Genomic DNA, 17,512 nt, shown 5'->3' on the forward strand with positions numbered 1-17,512 from the left:
TCACCGCGCCGCCACCTCCGCCTTGCCCGTCGCCGCATCGCCCACCGCCGCCGGCGCCGCTCCCCATCCACCGCCCAGCGCGCGGATCAGGTTCACGGTCGACACGGCCTGCGCGCCGGTCAACTGGTTCGACTGCAATTGCGACTGCAGCACCGAACGCTCGCTGTCGATCACGTCGAGATATGCGACCTCGCCTTCCTGATACTGCGTGCGCGACAGCGTCGCCGCGCGCCGCGACGCGTTGACGGCCGCATCCTGCGCGCGGATCTGGTCGTCGAGCAGGCGCAGGTCGGCGAGATTGTCCTCGACCTCGCGGAACGCGACGAGCACCTGCTGGCGGTAGTTCGCGACCTGCTCGTCGTACTGCGCGCGCGCCTGCTGCACGCCCGCCGCACGACGCCCGCCGTCGAACAGCGGCAGCGTCAGCGCGGTGCCGGCGAACGGCCCGAGCAGGAACGTGCGGCTCGACCACAGGAACAGGTTGCCGAGCGTCGACGCTTCATACCCGAACGCACCCGTGATATCGAGCTTCGGGAAGTACGCCGACTTCGCGAGGCCGATCCGCGCGTTCGCGGCCGCCATCGCCCGCTCGGCCGCCGACACGTCCGGGCGCCGTTCGAGCAGCGCGGACGGCAGGCCCGGCGGCACCTTCACCGCGACCGGCACGATCGGCGTTTCCTTGAACGCGAAATCCGCAGGCGCCTTGCCGAGCAGGATCGCGAGCGCATGCTCGGACGCCGCGCGCCGCCGCGCGACGCCGACCGCATCGGCCTGAGCGGTCGCCAGCTCGTTCTTCGCACGCGACACGTCGAGCTCGCTGATGTCGCCTTCGTTGAAGCGGCGCTGCACGAGCTTCAGGGCCTGCTCGCGCAGCTCCACCGTGCGGCGGTACAGGTCCTGGTCGGAATCGAGCTGACGCAGTTCGAAGTAATTCTGCGCGACGTCCGCCTGCAGCGCGAGCTGCACCGAACGGAACAGCGCTTCGCTCTGCGCCTGGTCGGCACGCGACGCCTCGACGTTGCGGCCGACGCGACCGAACAGGTCGGCTTCATACGACACCGTACCCTGCGCACGCCACAGCGTCGCATTGGTCGGGCCCGTGCCCTGCGGCTGGAACTGCGACGCCGACGACAGCCCCTCGCGCGTCGGCCCGAAGCCGGCGCCGATCTGCGGGAACCACTGCGAGCGCGCGGTCCGGGTAGCCGCCCGCGCTTCCTCGACCCGCGCGGCCGCGGCCTTCAGGTTCTGGTTCGCGGCGAGCGCCTGCGTCTCGAGCGAATCGAGCACCGGGTCGCCGAACACCTTCCACCATTCGCCGCGATGCGCGTCGTCCGCCGGCTCGGCCGTCTTCCACGTGCCGGCCTGCTCGCCGGCGGCGAGCGTCGGCGCTTCCTTGAACGCCGTCGGCGTCGACACATCCGGGCGCTTGTAGTCGGGCCCCACCGCGCACGCGGCGAGCAGCGTCGCGAGCAGGGTGCTCGCGGCCGCCACCTTCGCGAAGCGCATCAGGCCGTTCGTGTTGTGCAAGTTATTCATCTTCCTGTCCTCAAGCATCCGAAGCCGGCACGTGCTGGGACGGCACACCGTAGCCGGCCGAGTCCTTCCCGGCGACGTGAATCTTGCCGCCCGCGAGCGTGCGCAGCACGACGTAGAACACCGGCGTCAGCATCAGCCCGAACAGCGTCACGCCGAGCATCCCGAAGAACACCGCGACCCCCATCGCATGGCGCATTTCCGAACCGGCGCCCGTCGACGTGACGAGCGGCACCACACCCATGATGAAGGCGATCGACGTCATCAGGATCGGGCGCAGCCGCAGCCGGCTCGCCTCGATCGCGGCCTCGAGCGGCGTCCTGCCGTCGTGTTCGAGTTCGCGCGCGAATTCGACGATCAGGATCGCGTTCTTCGCCGACAGCCCCACCAGCACCATCAAGCCGATCTGCGTGAAGATGTTGTTGTCGCCCTGCGTGAGCCACACGCCCGTCAGCGCCGACAGAATGCTCATCGGCACGATCAGGATCACCGCGAGCGGCAGCGTCAGGCTTTCATACAGCGCCGCGAGCACGAGGAACACGAGCAGCACGCTGATCGGGAACACGTACATCGCCGAATCGCCTGCAAGAATCTGCTGGTACGTGAGGTCGGTCCATTCGAACCGCACGCCGCGCGGCAGCGTTTCATGCGCGATGCGCTCGATCGCGGCCTGCGCCTGGCCCGACGAGAAGCCCGGCGCCGGGCCGCCGTTGATGTCGGCCGCCGTGTAGCCGTTGTAGCGCACGACCATTTCAGGGCCGAACGTCGGCGTCACCGTGACGAGCGACGACAGCGGCACCATCTCGCCCTTGTCGTTGCGCGTCTTCAACTGCAGGATGTCGTCCGCGCGCTGGCGGAACGGTGCATCGGCCTGCACGCGCACCTGGTACACACGGCCGAAGCGGTTGAAGTCGTTCACGTACAGCGAGCCGAGATACACCTGCATCGTGTTGAACACATCGGTCACCGGCACGCCCAACTGCTTCGCCTTCACGCGATCGAGATCGACGTTGAGCTGCGGCACGTTGATCTGGTAGCTCGTGAACAACGGGCCAAGCTCAGGCGCCTGCTGCGCGCGCTTGATGAAGTCGTTGGTCGCATCCGCGAGCCGCGCGTAGCCGACCGCGCCGCGATCTTCCACCTGCATCTTGAACCCGCCCAGCGTACCGAGGCCCAGCACCGGCGGCGGCGGGAACACCGCGACGAACGAGTCCTTCATCGCGCCGTACTTCTGGTTCAGCGCACCCGCGATCGCGCCGGCCGACAGCGCCTTGCCGTGCCGTTCCGAGAACGGCTTCAGCGTGACGAACACGATGCCCGCGCTCGAGCTGTTCGTGAAGCCGTTCACCGACAGCCCCGGGAACGCCACCGCGCTCTCGACGCCCGGCTGCTTCAGCGCGATCGAGCCCATGTCGCGGATCACCTTCTCGGTGCGGTCGAGCGACGCACCGTTCGGCAACTGCGCGAACGCGATCAGGTATTCCTTGTCCTGCGCGGGCACGAAGCCGCCCGGCACGACCTTCGACACGAGCACGGTCGCGCCCACCAGCACGAGGTACACGCCGAGCATCAGCGTCTTGCGCGACAGCACGCCGCGCACGCCGCGGCCGTAGTTCTCCGCGCCGCGATGGAACACCTTGTTGAAGCCGCGGAAGAAGCCGCCGAGCACGCGGTTCATCACGCGCGTGAGCCAGTCTTCCTTGTCGCCGTGGCCCTTCAGCAGGATCGCGGACAGCGCCGGCGACAACGTCAGCGAGTTGAACGCCGAGATCACCGTCGAGATCGCGATGGTCATCGCGAACTGCTTGTAGAACTGGCCGGTCAGGCCCGACATGAACGCGAGCGGCACGAACACGGCGACGAGCGTCAGCGCGATCGCGATGATCGGCCCGCTCACTTCCTGCATCGCCTTGTAGGTCGCCGCCCGTGCGTTCATCCCGCTCTCGATGTTCCGCTCGACGTTCTCGACCACCACGATCGCGTCGTCGACCACGATCCCGATCGCGAGCACCATCCCGAACAATGACAACGCGTTGATCGAATACCCGAACGCGAGCAGCAGCGAGAACGTGCCGATGATCGACACCGGCACCGCGATCAGCGGAATCAGCGACGCGCGCCAGGTCTGCAGGAACACGATCACGACGATCACGACCAGCGCGATCGCCTCGAGCAGCGTGTGCACGACGGCCTTGATCGACGAACGCACGAACTGCGTCGGGTCATAGACGATCTTGTAGTCGACGCCCGCCGGCATGTCCTGCTTCAGCTCGGCCATCGTCTTGCGCACTTCGTCCGAGATCTGCAGCGAGTTCGCGCCCGGCGACTGGTTGATCGCCATCGCGACGGCCGGCTTGTTGTCGAGCAGCGAGCGCAGCCCGTATTCGGATGCGTCGAGCTGGATCCGCGCGATGTCGCGCAGGTGCGTGACGCCGCCGTCCGGCGTCGTCTTCACGACGATGTCGCCGAACTCGTCTTCCGTCTGCAAGCGGCCGCGCGCGTTCACCGACAACTGCAGCGGCGTGCCCGGCAGCGACGGCGATGCGCCGATCACGCCGGCCGCGACCTGCACGTTCTGCTCGCGGATCGCCTGCACGACGTCCTCGGCCGACAGCCCGCGCTGCGCGACCTTCTGCGGATCGAGCCATACGCGCATCGCGTAGTCGCCCGAACCCCACAGCTGCACCTGGCCGACGCCCTGGATCCGCGACAGGCGATCCTTCACGTTGATCAGCGCGTAGTTGCGCAGGTAGGTCATGTCGTAGCGGTTGTCCGGCGAGATCAGGTGGACCACCATCGTCAGCGTCGGCGAGCTCTTCACCGTCGTGATGCCGAGCCGCTGCACGTCTTCCGGCAAACGCGGCAGCGCCTGGTTCACGCGGTTCTGCACGAGCTGCGTGGCCTTGTCCGGATCGGTGCCGAGCTTGAACGTGACGGTGATCGTCATGTTGCCGTCGCTGTTCGCCTGCGACTGCATGTAGAGCATGTCCTCGACGCCGTTGATCTGCTCCTCGAGCGGCGACGCGACCGTCTCGGCGATCACTTTCGGGTTCGCACCCGGGTACTGCGCCTTCACGATCACGGAAGGCGGCACGACTTCCGGATACTCGGAGATCGGCAGCAGGAACATCGCGATCACCCCGCCGAGCAGGATGATCACCGATAGGACTCCTGCGAAGATCGGCCGGTCGATAAAGAATTTTGAAATGTTCATGTGTGGCTCTGTCTGGTTGAACGCGGATACGAAGCGGCGAGCCGCTTACGAATCCGCCTTCGCCGGGGCGGCCGGCTTCGCGTTGCCCGCCAACGGCGCGGACGGCGCGTCACCGCCCGTCATCGGGACCATGTGCGGCTTCACCTGTTCGCCGGGGCGCACGCGCTGCGTACCGTTCACGATCACGCGATCGCCGGCGGAGAGCCCGCTCACGATCACGCGCCGGTTGCCGTGCTGCATCCCCTGCTGCACTTCGCGGTACGACACGCGGCCTTGCTGGTCGACGACGAACACGAACTTCTTGTCCTGGTCGGTGTTGATCGCCGCGTCGTCGACGAGCAGTGCCTCGTGCGGCGCGCTGCCGCCCACCTTCACACGCGCGTAGAGGCCCGGGACGAGCGCGCCGTCGGCGTTGTCGAAGCGCGCGCGCACGCGGATCGTGCCGGACGACGTGTCGAGCCGGTTGTCGACCGAATCGATCTCGCCGCTGCGCGAGTAGCCGGTTTCGTTCGCGAGGCCGAGCTCGACCGGCACCTTGCGGCCGCTGCGCGCGCCGTTGATGTATTGCAGGTAGGTCTGCTCGTCCGCGTCGAACGATGCGTAGATCGGCGACACCGACACCAGCGTCGTCAGCGGCGCGGCCGATGCGCCGGCCGACACGACGTTGCCGAGCGTGATTTCCGCGCGCGACACGCGGCCCGACACAGGCGCGGTGATCCGCGTATAGCCGAGGTTGATGCGCGCCGTTTCCAGCGCGGCTTCGGCGGCCTTCAGGTTCGCCGTCGCCTCGCGGGCCGCATTCTGCTTCTCGTCGTAGTCGCGCTTCGCGATCGCGTTGTCGCCGATCAGCCGCTGCGCGCGCTGCCAGTCGGTCTGCGCGTAGCCGTTGCGCGCCTGCGCGGCCGCGAGCTGCGCGGCCGCACGGTCGGTTTCGGCCTGGTACGGGCGCGGATCGATCACGAACAGCACGTCGCCCTTCTTCACGAGCGCGCCGTCCTTGAAGTTCACCGCGACGATCGTGCCCGACACCTGCGGGCGCACGTCGACTTTCTCGACCGCTTCGAGGCGGCCCGAATAACTCTGCCAGTCGGTCACGGTCTGCGGCACGACGGTCGCGACGTCGACTTCGGGCAGCGGTGCAGCCGCTTTCTCGGGCGCGTTTGCGTTCACGCGCATCGCGCCGAATGTTCCGAGGCCGACGACGGCGAGCGTCACGATCGCCGCTGTCGCGATTCGGGAACGGGAGGTGCGTAGGATGGCCATGTGGATCTCCAGTAAACGTGGATTGGTTTTTGGTTATTCGGAACGGTTCGGCTGGCGCGCCTGGAAGCGGCACTGGAAGAAGCGCACGGCTTCCTCGAAGGCGGCTTCGTGCGTCGCGAGCGCGGCGTGCGTGATGTCCGGATAGCGGATCACCTGCGTGAGCACGCCCGACGAGATCAGGCAGCCCGCATATTTCTCCGCCTCGACGTGCAGCACGTCGTTCTGCGCGGTGACGACGAGCGTCGGCGGCAGCCCCGCGAGGCGCACCGATTCGAGCGGCGCAGCGTACGGGTGCATGCGTTGCGCGGCCTGCGGCAGATACGCGCGATAACAGGCCGCGCATTCGCGCGGGGTGATGTCGGAGGCGAGGCGATCGGCGTCGCCGATGCGCGTCATGCTGGGGTCGAGCATCGGTCCGAACAGCGCCTGCGCGACGATCTGCACTTCGCCGCGATCGCGCGCGATGAACGCGAGGCAGTTCGCGAGCTGGCCGCCCGCGTCATGACCCGCGACACCGATCTTCTTCGGGTTGCCGCCGAACGCGCGGGCGCGCGTCGCGGCCCACACGGCGGCGCGATACGCATCCTCCGGCGCGGCCGGAAAAGGAAAGGCCGGTGCGAGCGAATAATCGACCGACACTACGAGCGCTGGTAAGCGTTCTGCTAAAAAACGCGCGGCGAAATCGGCGTCTTCGAGCGAACCGCGAACGAAGCCGCCACCGTGGAAATAAAGCACTACTGGCAACCCGGTCTTGTCCGGGCGGCGGTAGAGGCGCAGCACGATGTCCTGCGCGTAGCCGGGAATTTCCACTTCGGCGACCGTCAGCGCCGCGCCTGCCGTGGCTTGCGGCGGCAATGCGGCCTTCAGGAATTTGCTGAATTCAGAAGCGTCCATGACGATGCAGCGTCCATTTCGAGATGGAACGAATTCTGGGTCCGGCAGACATTGGGATAAATGCCTATAATCCGGCAACACAATTCAACGCCCCCGAACAATCCGAGGCTGCGTTTACCCACGAGGTAGCGCAGCCTTGTCGTTCCGGAGGCTCATTAGATTGCGGAGGTTGTGATGGACCGGCTTCAGGCCATGCAGGTGTTTACTCGCGTCGTCGATACAAGCAGCTTCACCAAGGCAGCAGAAACGCTCAGCTTGCCGCGAGCGTCCGTCACGACGATCATCCAGAATCTCGAAGCATTCCTCGGTGTGCGGCTGATGCACCGGACCACGCGCCGGCTGTCGCTCACGCCGGACGGCGCCGCGTACTACGAACGATGCGTGCGGATCCTCGCGGACGTCGAGGAAACCGAGGCGAGCTTCCAGGCGAACAACCGGAAACCGCACGGAAAGTTGCGTATCGACATGCCGGGTTCGATCGGGCGGCTGCTCGTGATTCCGTCGCTGTGCGAATTTCATACGCGCTATCCGGACATCGACCTGCAGCTCGGCCTGTCCGACCGGCCGGTCGACCTGCTGCAGGAAGGGGTCGACTGCGTGATCCGCGTCGGCGCGCTGCAGGACTCGTCGCTCGTCGCGCGCCGGGTCGGCCTGTTCGAATGCGTGACGGTCGCGTCGCCCGACTATCTCGAGCGCCACGGCGAGCCGCAGACGATCGACGACCTGAACCAGCACAAGGCCGTCAACTACTTCTCGAGCCGCACCGGCCGCACGATCGACTGGACGTTCCTGACCGACGGCAAGGAAGTCGAGATGAAGATGGAAAGCATCGTGTCGGTCAACGACGCGGATGCGTACGTGACCTGCGGGATCGAAGGCTTCGGGCTGATCCAGCCGCCGCTCTTCATGGTGCTGCCGCACCTGCGCGAGGGCCGGCTCAAGGAAGTGCTGCCGGGCGTCAAGCCGCTGCCGATGCCGATCTCGGTCGTGTATCCGCACAGCCGCCATCTGTCACCGAAAGTGCGCGTGTTCGTCGACTGGATCGCTGAGGTATTCGACCGCTGCCCGTTACTGAGCGGCAAGGGCAGCCTCGATGCGACGTGCAGCAAGCGCACGTTCGAGGAAGCCGAACGCGCGCCGGCGCTCGACACGCCGGTCATCAACGAGTGGGTCGCGTAAGCGCCTGAACTGAGCAACCGAACCGCACACGCGGGCCGCCAGCCCGCGTGTCGTCCCGCCTCCGCGCCCCATTTCCCGCCCGGCGCACTCGATCCTTCCCGAATCCGCAGCAAACCTTTGTGCCACGCGACGCAATCGTCCGCGGGCATCGCCGCGCGCCGTCGTCGCTCCCGTGCGAGGCCCGCTGCAGGCGGGTTCGAGCGATTTCCGCATAACCCTGCCGGGTGTACGGATGTCGATTGTTCCACTGACACGACAATTCAATTCGCATCTGCCGCATTTATCGCGACGGAACAGATACCTAGAGTAAACCCTGTCGCGCACCTCGTTGCGCATCGAACAGATCCCGCTTGACGGGACCGGAGTAAGCGCTCCAGCGCCAGCTCCGAAATTCCAGGAGTCTCGCCATGAACCGCCGCCATCTTCTCTCCGCCCTCGCCCTCACGCTCGCCGTGTCCGCACCGGCCTTCGCCGATTCCGGCACCCCGCACGCCGGCGACTACGGCAACACGTCGTGGTACTCGCAGCACAACGGCCCGCGTACCCGCGCCGAAGTGAGCGCGGAAGTCGAGCAAGCGCGCAAGGACGGCACGCTCGCGTACCTGCGCAAAGCCAATTCGTATCCGCAAGGGCTCGACCTGGCGCAAGGCCCGTATCGCTCGATGCCGGAAAGCAACCAGCTCGCCGGCGGAGGCCGGTAAACGCGCAACGCCGCGCAACGGGTTGCCCCGCGCGCGGCGTTCCGAATCATCCATCGACGACTCGCCGAGTCAGTCAGCTAGATAGTTAGTTGCAGGAGGACATGATGAACGATCAACTCCCTTCGCCGCTCGATCACTGGGACGACACCACGCCGGTGTGGACACCGTTCCGTTCGGCCCCGCATTCGCACTGACGCCCCGCTGAGCCGTCAACGGCGCGGCACGCGGTCGCGCCATTCGCCCCGGTGCATGACGATGTCCTGCACGAGCGGGTTGTCCGTGCGATACAGGTTTTCGGTTGCTGGGGCGAAGTTCCATCCCGGTTGCCCGCGTATTCGGCGGGCAACCGGGATGTCCGTTGTCGAACACCGATCATGCGTGCCGCGATGGCAACGCAAAAGTCGTCTCGTCGACACGATCGCTAACATTGGTCGCCCCGAATTCGGGAATCCGGTCCTGCCGTCCCTTAATCAAGCGCTTGACCAACGCAGACTTGCGTAACAAGTGCCTCTCGCGCGCAGGCCCTATTGCCGGCAGCCGCGCCGGCCCTTGCCCACAGCTGTTCTGATCCTCTTCCCGACACGGCACGTCATACACGCGGGTTCGCCTTTACAACGCCAACGCGCCCTATCATCGCCTTCCCCTTTCACACTTTCCAACGATCGGTGTCGCGTCGTTCGCATTTCAGCGAGTTCTCCGCAAGCACCGAGTCCTTAGCATGAGCGCTCCGGTCATATCCGAATGGAGACTCATATGACTACGTCGGCTCATACCCGTGAAATGGATGGCGCAAGGCAACGCAAAGCCGTCGTGCGCAATGGCGACCCAACCACGACGCGAGGGCATGTCATCGCCCACTCGTCGACGATGTTCGACCACGGCAAACATATAGCGCTCAGCGAAGACCGCGCGTCATGCGGCATCTGCGACGGTCATTTCAGCATTGTCGGGACGGGGAAGGGGATTTCCGAGGGCGGCCGCAACGCCGTCGTCGATGGCGATTCCGTGTCGTGCCCTTGCGGAAAGAACCGCGTGATGGCGGGAAGCGATTCCAGCATCTTCCTGGAACGACACTCGGGCTACAACCGAACTCCGCTCTCGTCCCGCGAGCCGTCTGCGCCCAATTCAGCGTACGACGAGCAGTTTCGGTTACTCGACCAATCGACAGGACATCCGTTGAAGAACGTCCGCTATCGAATCACATCCGATAGCGCGCCTGATTCCGTCATTACCGGGACGACCGATATGGAAGGCTGCACGCAACGTGTCAGCCTCGCCAGCCACGGCAAACTCCATCTCGACATTGCCGCCAGATGAATACGCGTGCATTCCGGCACGCAACGCCGGGATGTGCGCTCCTTCCCTGTCAGGAAAGCCCATGCCTTTGAACGATCCCGACGCAACGAACGATGAAGAATGGATCCGCATTGCAACCGTATCGGTCAACACGATCCGCGACTCCGTCGTTTCCATACCGCTATCGCTCGACGGACCGCCGATATGCCCGAACATGACGGACTCGACGTTCAGAAAGCGGATGCTCGAATTGCGAGACGAGGCTGTCGCCATCACGCGGCAGCGAATCCGGGAACTGGCTCGATGGAGCCCCGCCACCGAAGCACGCGTCATCGACTGGTTCGGCACATCCGACATCGAAACCCGACGCACGCTGATAAACGGACTCGACGCCCTGGCTGACGTCATGGCAAGGCTGGATGCCAGAAACTTCGTCCGCACTGGATCAGATGCCGACCGCGCCACCGGCTGTCTACCCAATATGAAAAATCTCGATGCGGAAGTCGCTCATGTGTGCCGTCCCGATACGTCTACCCATACCATCGCCATCAGTCTCCCGTTCTGTTCACTCCCGGAGCGTTCGGCCGGAAACCTGTCCTCGCAGCAACTGACGATCGTGCACGAGTGCACTCACTTCGAGGACACGTTCAACGCGGTCGACCATTCGGGTGCGTATGGGCGGACCGCATGCATGCATTTCGCCAAACACCATCCCAACGATGCTTTAGGCAATGCGGACAGCATTGCGTGGTTCATTCTTGCTCGCTAACCAGGCCGAATCCATGAAGCGTACCTTCGTCTCCTTGCTGATTGCCCTTTTGCTTGGCCCGGTGCAAGCAAACGCGTGCAAAGTCCTGCTCACCGACAGCATGCAGTTGCCGTTGAACTCGACCGAGATAGGCAACAGCGCGAGGCTCAGCCTCGTCAGGCACTATCTGACGGCGCGAGAGTGGACACAGGAAGGCGTGATGGCCACGATCGATGCGCTTGCATACGAATGGGAGCACAAGCCGGCTCAATTGGCCAGGCAACGTGGCGAACAGATGAAATCTTTTCTCGTCGAACTCGGTATGGCACCGGACGATGTCTACGTACAAGAACGGATCTTCGCTCGCAAGGACGGCGAGCTCGACGCCGACAGCGCGAAGCAAATCTGGGTGCAATTCGTTCCGAAATGTCCACCGGCCGGATGTCAGCAACTTTGCAACACGCCGGGGCTGGAGGGAGTCGCCAGCTACGCAATAACACCTGCCACACCCGGGCCGCCTCCGGATGCCGACCGTCTGACGTGCGGCGACGATCCTGCCCCTGCGCGCACCCGCGTCGTGACCACCACGCGCTGGACCGAACGGACGAACGATAACCCGCTGACGCTTCTGGATGATCAAAAGCGGCCGCTCGCACGGACCTGCTATCGGATCAGCACGAGCGCCGCCCGATATTCGGGCATGACCGATGAACGTGGTCGAACCGGGCCCGTGCAGTTATTGGGGCCCGAATACACGAAAATCGAAGTCAGGATCGAGAGACCGGACAGGCCGACGCCGTAGCAGACCCCGACCTTTGCTCATCGCCGGCGGCGCGGTCGCCTCCTCCGCTACCGGAGGCCCATCCGGCCCACTTGATCGACGGGACTGCACATCAATCTGCACCGTCCCATCGGATCAAATCAGCTCAACGGCGCGGCACCCCATCACGCCATTCGCCCCAGTGCGTCACGATGTCCTGTACAAGCGGATTGCCCGCGCGATACAGGTTTTCGGTCGCCGGGGCGAAGCCGCCCTGGTCCGCGTAGTTCAGCAGGTTGTCGGCACTCGTCTGCCCTGCATACGGCCGGTCGAAATCGGACCCGGTGCGCAGCACCGCGACGCGCGACAGGTCGACCCGCTTCACGCTCGCCGCGCGCTTGAGCGCTTCATACGTCGCGTTGTCTTCCTGCGCGGTCATGCAGTACGTGCCCTTGCCGTCGGTCAGGATCTTGGTCCACTGGCGCGCGCGCTCGCCGACCAGCGTGCCCGAGAACCACGTGTTGCCCGATGACGTGTCGCACTGGATCACCGTCGGCGGCCGGTTCGCCGGCGCGTAGTTGAACTTCGCGCGTGCGGCCTGCGCCTGCGCGCTGTCGGCGAGCACGACGTTGCGCGACAGCGCGACGGCGGCGTCGGTCAGCTGCGGGTTGAGCTGGAACACCTCGGTGCGATAGTCGAGCGGCGGCTTGTCGTTCGGGCTCTTCGTGTTGATGCCGAGGAAGCCCGTATTCCAGCCGGCCGGAATCTCGCGTGCATCGAGCTCCCACTGCAGGCTGAAATCGACGAGGTATTTCGACCACGCGGCCGAACCGACCGTGCCTTGCGCAGGATCGACACCCGCGATGCCGGAGATCAGGAAGTACGTGCGGCGCAGATCGAAGCGCTGCGAAAACGTGAGCGCCATGATCGTCGCCGACGCGTTCGCGTAGCCCATGCCGGTCGTGACCACGCAGACGTCCTGCTTGTTGCAATGCACGTTCGGATAGTCGGGCGACAGGCCGGGCACGGCGATGTCGCGCCACGGGCCGATCCGGTCGAGCCAGGCCTGGCCCTCCGGACCGAACATCGTGATGATCATGACCTTGACCGGGCGGCCCTGTGCACCGGTCTCGGCGAATGCATTGTTGCCCGCGTTGTTGCCCTGGTTATCCTGCGCGATCGACGGCGCGGTCGCACAGGCTGCGAGCGAGAATGCAGCGGCGGAAAGAATGGAGCGAGTCAGCATCGGCGTTCCTTGTTTCAATGATGTTGGGTGAGAACGGCTCTCGTAGACTGCGCGTCGGAGTATAAAACGCGCGTGCCCGATGCGGAACCCGACTACGAAACGGCAATGGTGCGTCAGTGCAGGTCCGGAGCACGCGGGAATGACGAAGCAAATGGTCTTCGTGCGTCGACACACCATCAGGAATACTATCCGGTTGCCCGACACCGGCACGTCGATCGCACTTGCACGCGTGCGACCCGGCGAACTGCTACAACCGCGCCAGCCCCGCCACGCCGTAACCCAGCACGACAAGCGCCGCGACCACATGGCTCGCGGCGAGCAGCCCCGGCGACTTCACGATCCTGCCGATCACGCTGCCGCCGAATGCGAACACGAGCTGCCCGGCGAGGCTGCCGGCAAACACGCACGCGGCACCAAGCAGCCAGTGCCGGTGCGCACCGGCGGCAGCCGTTGCATAGCCATAGAACAACAGGATCGTGAGCGGGTTCGCCAGCGTGACGAAGAACATCGATGAAAACGGGCGGCTGCCTGGCGGCCGCGCATCACCGTCGAGCGTGCGGCGGCGATCCCGCAGCGCCTGCCACAGCATCCGCGCGCCCATCGCGAGCAGCACGAGCGCGCCGACCAGACGAAACAGCAACAGATGCGCGGCGAGCGTGCTCGCGAGCATCGCGCCGAGCGTGAACGCGATAACCGCATAACAGCCGTCGGCCGTCGCGACACCCACCGCCGCGCGCACGCCGCTTGCGGTGCCGGCGCGCATCCCGTAGTTCGCGATCATCAGCGCAACGGGCCCGACCGACAGCGCGATCATCAGCCCGAACAGGAAGTCGTTCATCGGTCGTGGATGCCTTCTCGATGGAAGGCATCGATTCTAGCGACCGCAAAAAAATCCTGTATGCCGCTTGAACGTCACGCGACGTCGACGCGTGCAGGCCCGTCCACCATCTCGCCGATCACGCCCGCGCGGTCGAAGCCGTCGGCACGGAAGCACGCGAGCACGTCGTCGACGGCCTCCGCCGCGCACGCGACCAGCAAGCCGCCCGACGTCTGCGGGTCGGTCAGCAGTGCCTGCGCGACGGGCGGCAGCGTAGCGGCCAGTTGCACGTCCGCGCCGTACGCGGCCCAGTTGCGGCCCGACGCGCCGGTGAACACGCCGTCGGCGACGAACGCCTCGACGCCCGCGAGCCACGGCAGCGACGCATAGTGCACGCGTGCGGTGAGGTGCGCACCACGCGCCAGCTCGAGCGTATGGCCGAGCAGCCCGAAGCCCGTGACGTCGGTCAGCGCGTGCACGCCCGGCAGCGCGGCGAGCTCGGTGCCCGGCCGGTTCAGCTTGGTGGTCGTCGCGACCATCTGCGCATAGCCATCGGCATCGAGCTGGTTCTTTTTCAGCGCGGCGGACAACACGCCGACGCCGAGCGGCTTGCCGAGCACGAGCACGTCGCCCGCGCGCGCAGCCGCATTGCGCTTCACGCGCGACGGATGCACGACGCCGATCGCCGCGAGCCCGTAGATCGGCTCGACCGAATCGATCGAATGGCCGCCCGCGACCGGGATGCCGGCGTCCGCGCACACCGATTCGCCGCCGCGCAGCACGGCCGCGATCGTCTCGTGCGGCAGCACGTTGATCGGCATGCCGACCAGCGCGAGCGCGAGGATCGGCTTGCCGCCCATCGCATAGACGTCGGACAGCGCGTTGGTCGCGGCGATGCGGCCGAAGTCGAACGGATCGTCGACGATCGGCATGAAGAAGTCGGTGGTCGCGACGATCGCCTGCTCGTCGTTGAGGCGGTAGACGGCCGCGTCGTCGGACGTCTCGGTGCCGACCAGCAGATCCGGGAACAGCGCGGGCGGCGTCGCGCGCTTCAGCAGTTCGGACAGCACGCCAGGCGCAATCTTGCAGCCGCAGCCGCCACCGTGTGAGAGGCTCGTGAGGCGCGGAACGGCAGGCTGGGCTTGGGTGGCTTCGGTCATGGTCGGCATCCGGTGAATAACAACACGCCATTATCGACAATTCCTTGCGAGTGCGCCCGATACCCACATAATGACCGCGCCCCCTCTGCTCGCGATCCTGTCCGCCCGTTCGTTCATGGACCACCTCTTCATCGGCCTCGTGCTGTGCTCCGCGTTGCTTCACGCGATCTGGAATGCATTCCTCCACGTCAGCGAAGACCGGCTCGTCCAGCTCGGCACGATGTCGCTGCCGTATTTCGTGTTCGGCGTCGCCGGCGTCGCACTGCTGCCCGCGCCGGCGCCTGCCGCGTGGCCGTATATCGCCGGGTCGGCCGTGCTCGAGGTCGCGTACTGCTTCACGCTGGCGCGCGCGTACCGCAGCGGCGAATTCGGGCAGATCTACCCGATCGCACGCGGGATTTCTCCGCTGCTCGTGTCGGTACTGGCGCTCGCGATTCTGCACGAGCGGCCGACGCCGTTCGGCTTCGCGGGCATCGTGCTCGTGTCGTTCGGCATCATGTCGCTCGCACTGCGGCGCGGCTTCAGGTTCTCCGGCGAAGGCGTGCCGTTTGCGCTGCTCACGGGCGTGTTCATCGCCGCCTATTCGATCTGCGACGGCATCGGCTCGCGCGTGTCCGGCAGCGCGCTCGGCTACATCGCATGGGTGTACGTGCTGTGGAGCGTGCCGCAGTTCGTGCTCGTGTGCGCGGTGCGGGGCGGCCCGCGCGCGGTGCTCGGCTCGCGCACCGCGCTCACGCAGGGCGCGATCGCCGGCACCATCTCGCTCGCCGCGTACGGCATCGTGATCCTCGCGTACCGGTACTTGCCGGTCGGGACGGTATCGGCGCTGCGCGAAACGAGCTCGATCTTCGCGGTCGCGATCGGCTGGCTCGTGATGCGCGAGCGGCCCGGCGCGCAGCGGCTCGCCGCGTGCGCGCTGGTGGTGGCGGGCGCGGCGCTGATCCGGCTGTAGCCGGCGCGCGGATCCGCGTCGAGCGGCCGCCATTCTCGACGCTGCTCGCACGGGCTAACGTGACGCCGTCGTCTGCGGCGTGGATCGGTATCGAGGTTCCGGAGGCCGCAAGCGGCGGATTCCCCCCGCACTGCGGAGAGAGCGATTCCGCCAGCCCCGACAGCAAACATCAGGAAGCAAGGCTGCAATCGAGCACGCCGCTCAAGCCACCTCGACCGTCTTGCCGAACGCCCGCTCGTCGATCGCCTCGGCGAGCGTCGCGAACGCGGTCGCGATCTCGTCCTCCGGCACGCACGCATAGCCGAGCAGCAAGCCCGGCGCCGCACGTTCGCGATCCGCGTAATACCCCGACAACGGCCGCACGACGATATTGCGTTCGAGCGCGGCCTGCGCGACCGCGCGATCGTCGACGCCTTCCGGCAACTGCGTGACCAGATGCAGCCCCGCATCGCTGCCGAGCGCGTGCAGCGTGTTGCCGTAGCGCCGAGCAACCGCGTCGAGCAGCACCTCGCGCCGCTGCCCATACAACGTGCGCATCTTGCGGATGTGCGACACGAAGTGCCCTTCCGCGATGAATTCGGCCAGCACCGCCTGCTGCAGCAACTGCCCTTCGCGATACAGCTCGGCGCTGGCGGTCGCGAAACTTTCCGCGAGCGGCTCCGGCGCGACCAGGTAGCCGACCCGCAGCCCCGGGAACAGCGTCTTGCCGAAACTGCCGACATAGATCACCTGCCCGGCCGTATCGAGCCCCTGCAGCGACGCGAGCGGCCGGCTGCCGTAGCGGAATTCGCTGTCGTAGTCGTCCTCGATGATCCAGCAGCCGTGCTGGCGCGCGTATTCGAGCAGCATCCGCCGCCGCGCGAGGCTCATCACCATCCCGAGCGGATACTGGTGCGACGGCGTGACGAGCATCAGCTTCGGCGGTTCGGCGAGATCGGCGGCCGACGGCGCGATGCCTTCGTCGTCGACCGGAATCGGCCGCGTCGTCAGCCCCGACACGTTCAGCACGCTGCGCACGCCCCAGTAGCACGGATCCTCGGTCCAGATCGCGTCGCCCGGGTCGGTCAGCAGCCGCACCGCGAGGTCGATCGACTGGTGAATGCCGGTCGTGATCACGATCTGCTCGGGCGTGCAGCGCACCGAGCGCGACGTGCGCAGGTAGTCGGCCAGCGCCTCGCGCAGCAGCGCGAGCCCGCCGCCCGGCGCGTAGGTCAGCAGGTCGGGACGCAAGCGCCGCCAGTATTTGTTGTGCAGCCGCGTCCACACGCGCGCCGGAAATCGCGACACATCGGGCACGCCCGGCATGAACGCGCCGCCCTGCCGTTTCGATACACCTGCGCCTTCGACGAGGCGCGTGCCGCGAGCGGACAGCCTCCGCGCGGAAGCTTGCACGAGCGCCGGGCGCGCGGCCGCCGCGTCGATCGGCGCACCGACGATCTCGTCCGGCGCGCTGTCGGCGACGAACGTGCCGCGGCCGGTTGCCGAGTTCACGTAGCCTTCGAGCGCAAGCTGTTCGTAAACCTGCGTGACCGTGTTGCGCGCGATCCCGAGCTCGGCGGCCAGGAGCCGTGACGACGGCACGCGCGTGCCGGCCGGCAGTTCGCGCGACAGGATCGCCTGTTGCAGCAGCCGGTGAAGCTGCCGGTAGATCGGCTGTTCGCCGCCGCGCACGAGGCGCTGCGCCAGCCAGTCCGACAACACGCTCGCGCGCATGATTGGCTCCTGAATATTTATTGAAATGGCTCTGAT

General features: G+C 66.2%; 14 protein-coding genes. 6 read left to right on the forward strand and 8 right to left on the reverse strand.

What is annotated here, in order from left to right:
• From opcM to C5O79_RS04880, 4 genes are read right to left on the reverse strand one after another with little or no spacing between them, the layout of a single operon-like run.
• The gene (gene opcM, locus C5O79_RS04865) at nt 1-1,536 is read right to left on the reverse strand and encodes a multidrug efflux transporter outer membrane subunit OpcM (protein ID WP_046546173.1); all 1,536 of its coding nucleotides are present in this window, start codon (nt 1,534-1,536) and stop codon (nt 1-3) included.
• 10 nt (nt 1,537-1,546) lie between these two features.
• Nucleotides 1,547-4,747 (reverse strand): multidrug efflux RND transporter permease subunit CeoB, encoded by a 3,201-nt coding sequence (gene ceoB / locus C5O79_RS04870; protein WP_046546174.1) that lies wholly within the window; start codon nt 4,745-4,747, stop codon nt 1,547-1,549.
• A 45-nt stretch (nt 4,748-4,792) separates the two neighbouring features.
• On the reverse strand, nt 4,793-6,010 hold the full coding sequence (gene ceoA / locus C5O79_RS04875; protein ID WP_046546175.1) for a multidrug efflux RND transporter periplasmic adaptor subunit CeoA: 1,218 nt from the start codon (nt 6,008-6,010) through the stop codon (nt 4,793-4,795).
• A 33-nt stretch (nt 6,011-6,043) separates the two neighbouring features.
• Nucleotides 6,044-6,904 (reverse strand): alpha/beta hydrolase, encoded by an 861-nt coding sequence (locus C5O79_RS04880; protein WP_046546176.1) that lies wholly within the window; start codon nt 6,902-6,904, stop codon nt 6,044-6,046.
• Between the two features lie 174 nt (nt 6,905-7,078).
• On the opposite strand from C5O79_RS04880, the gene ceoR reads away from it, so the two are divergent.
• The 5 genes from ceoR (at nt 7,079) to C5O79_RS04910 (ending at nt 11,630) form a co-directional block, all read left to right on the forward strand.
• Nucleotides 7,079-8,083, forward strand: coding sequence for a putative multidrug efflux transcriptional regulator CeoR (gene ceoR, locus C5O79_RS04885; RefSeq protein ID WP_122476918.1), 1,005 nt, complete (start codon nt 7,079-7,081; stop codon nt 8,081-8,083).
• Between the two features lie 407 nt (nt 8,084-8,490).
• A complete protein-coding gene (locus C5O79_RS04890; RefSeq protein WP_047851234.1) occupies nt 8,491-8,784 on the forward strand; it encodes a DUF4148 domain-containing protein in 294 nt (97 codons plus the stop codon).
• Between the two features lie 753 nt (nt 8,785-9,537).
• The gene (locus C5O79_RS04900; protein WP_236862345.1) at nt 9,538-10,101 is read left to right on the forward strand and encodes a PAAR domain-containing protein; all 564 of its coding nucleotides are present in this window, start codon (nt 9,538-9,540) and stop codon (nt 10,099-10,101) included.
• A gap of 61 nt (nt 10,102-10,162) precedes the next feature.
• Complete coding sequence (locus C5O79_RS04905; protein ID WP_081421143.1) at nt 10,163-10,849, forward strand: M35 family metallo-endopeptidase; 687 nt, start codon at nt 10,163-10,165, stop codon at nt 10,847-10,849.
• Nucleotides 10,850-10,862: 13 nt separating this feature from the next.
• A complete protein-coding gene (locus tag C5O79_RS04910) occupies nt 10,863-11,630 on the forward strand; it encodes a hypothetical protein (protein WP_047851236.1) in 768 nt (255 codons plus the stop codon).
• Nucleotides 11,631-11,754: 124 nt separating this feature from the next.
• Here the strand turns inward: C5O79_RS04910 and C5O79_RS04915 are convergent, their stop codons facing one another.
• The 3 genes from C5O79_RS04915 to selD form a co-directional block, all read right to left on the reverse strand.
• Nucleotides 11,755-12,834 (reverse strand): purine nucleoside permease, encoded by a 1,080-nt coding sequence (locus tag C5O79_RS04915; protein WP_131931219.1) that lies wholly within the window; start codon nt 12,832-12,834, stop codon nt 11,755-11,757.
• Between the two features lie 247 nt (nt 12,835-13,081).
• Nucleotides 13,082-13,672 (reverse strand): LysE family transporter, encoded by a 591-nt coding sequence (locus C5O79_RS04920; RefSeq protein ID WP_039367897.1) that lies wholly within the window; start codon nt 13,670-13,672, stop codon nt 13,082-13,084.
• A gap of 74 nt (nt 13,673-13,746) precedes the next feature.
• A complete protein-coding gene (gene selD, locus C5O79_RS04925) occupies nt 13,747-14,811 on the reverse strand; it encodes a selenide, water dikinase SelD (protein ID WP_124494291.1) in 1,065 nt (354 codons plus the stop codon).
• Nucleotides 14,812-14,926: 115 nt separating this feature from the next.
• On the opposite strand from selD, the gene C5O79_RS04930 reads away from it, so the two are divergent.
• Complete coding sequence (locus C5O79_RS04930) at nt 14,927-15,763, forward strand: DMT family transporter (RefSeq protein ID WP_047852562.1); 837 nt, start codon at nt 14,927-14,929, stop codon at nt 15,761-15,763.
• A gap of 201 nt (nt 15,764-15,964) precedes the next feature.
• Here C5O79_RS04930 and C5O79_RS04935 read toward each other — a convergent pair whose 3' ends face one another.
• Complete coding sequence (locus C5O79_RS04935) at nt 15,965-17,476, reverse strand: PLP-dependent aminotransferase family protein (protein ID WP_131931221.1); 1,512 nt, start codon at nt 17,474-17,476, stop codon at nt 15,965-15,967.
• Nucleotides 17,477-17,512: the final 36 nt, after the last annotated feature.

The organism is Burkholderia sp. SRS-25 (genome assembly GCF_004343765.1).
In the GTDB taxonomy this organism is placed as follows: domain Bacteria; phylum Pseudomonadota; class Gammaproteobacteria; order Burkholderiales; family Burkholderiaceae; genus Burkholderia; species Burkholderia contaminans.

Excerpts from the sequence above, each read along its gene's own strand:
- opcM (WP_046546173.1), bottom strand. The coding sequence starts at position 1,536 with ATGAATAACTTGCACAACACGAACGGCCTGATGCGCTTCGCGAAGGTG.
- ceoB (WP_046546174.1), bottom strand. The coding sequence starts at position 4,747 with ATGAACATTTCAAAATTCTTTATCGACCGGCCGATCTTCGCAGGAGTC.
- ceoA (WP_046546175.1), bottom strand. The coding sequence starts at position 6,010 with ATGGCCATCCTACGCACCTCCCGTTCCCGAATCGCGACAGCGGCGATC.
- C5O79_RS04880 (WP_046546176.1), bottom strand. The coding sequence starts at position 6,904 with ATGGACGCTTCTGAATTCAGCAAATTCCTGAAGGCCGCATTGCCGCCG.
- ceoR (WP_122476918.1), top strand. The coding sequence starts at position 7,079 with ATGGACCGGCTTCAGGCCATGCAGGTGTTTACTCGCGTCGTCGATACA.
- C5O79_RS04890 (WP_047851234.1), top strand. The coding sequence starts at position 8,491 with ATGAACCGCCGCCATCTTCTCTCCGCCCTCGCCCTCACGCTCGCCGTG.
- C5O79_RS04900 (WP_236862345.1), top strand. The coding sequence starts at position 9,538 with ATGACTACGTCGGCTCATACCCGTGAAATGGATGGCGCAAGGCAACGC.
- C5O79_RS04905 (WP_081421143.1), top strand. The coding sequence starts at position 10,163 with ATGCCTTTGAACGATCCCGACGCAACGAACGATGAAGAATGGATCCGC.
- C5O79_RS04910 (WP_047851236.1), top strand. The coding sequence starts at position 10,863 with ATGAAGCGTACCTTCGTCTCCTTGCTGATTGCCCTTTTGCTTGGCCCG.
- C5O79_RS04915 (WP_131931219.1), bottom strand. The coding sequence starts at position 12,834 with ATGCTGACTCGCTCCATTCTTTCCGCCGCTGCATTCTCGCTCGCAGCC.
- C5O79_RS04920 (WP_039367897.1), bottom strand. The coding sequence starts at position 13,672 with ATGAACGACTTCCTGTTCGGGCTGATGATCGCGCTGTCGGTCGGGCCC.
- selD (WP_124494291.1), bottom strand. The coding sequence starts at position 14,811 with ATGACCGAAGCCACCCAAGCCCAGCCTGCCGTTCCGCGCCTCACGAGC.
- C5O79_RS04930 (WP_047852562.1), top strand. The coding sequence starts at position 14,927 with ATGGACCACCTCTTCATCGGCCTCGTGCTGTGCTCCGCGTTGCTTCAC.
- C5O79_RS04935 (WP_131931221.1), bottom strand. The coding sequence starts at position 17,476 with ATGCGCGCGAGCGTGTTGTCGGACTGGCTGGCGCAGCGCCTCGTGCGC.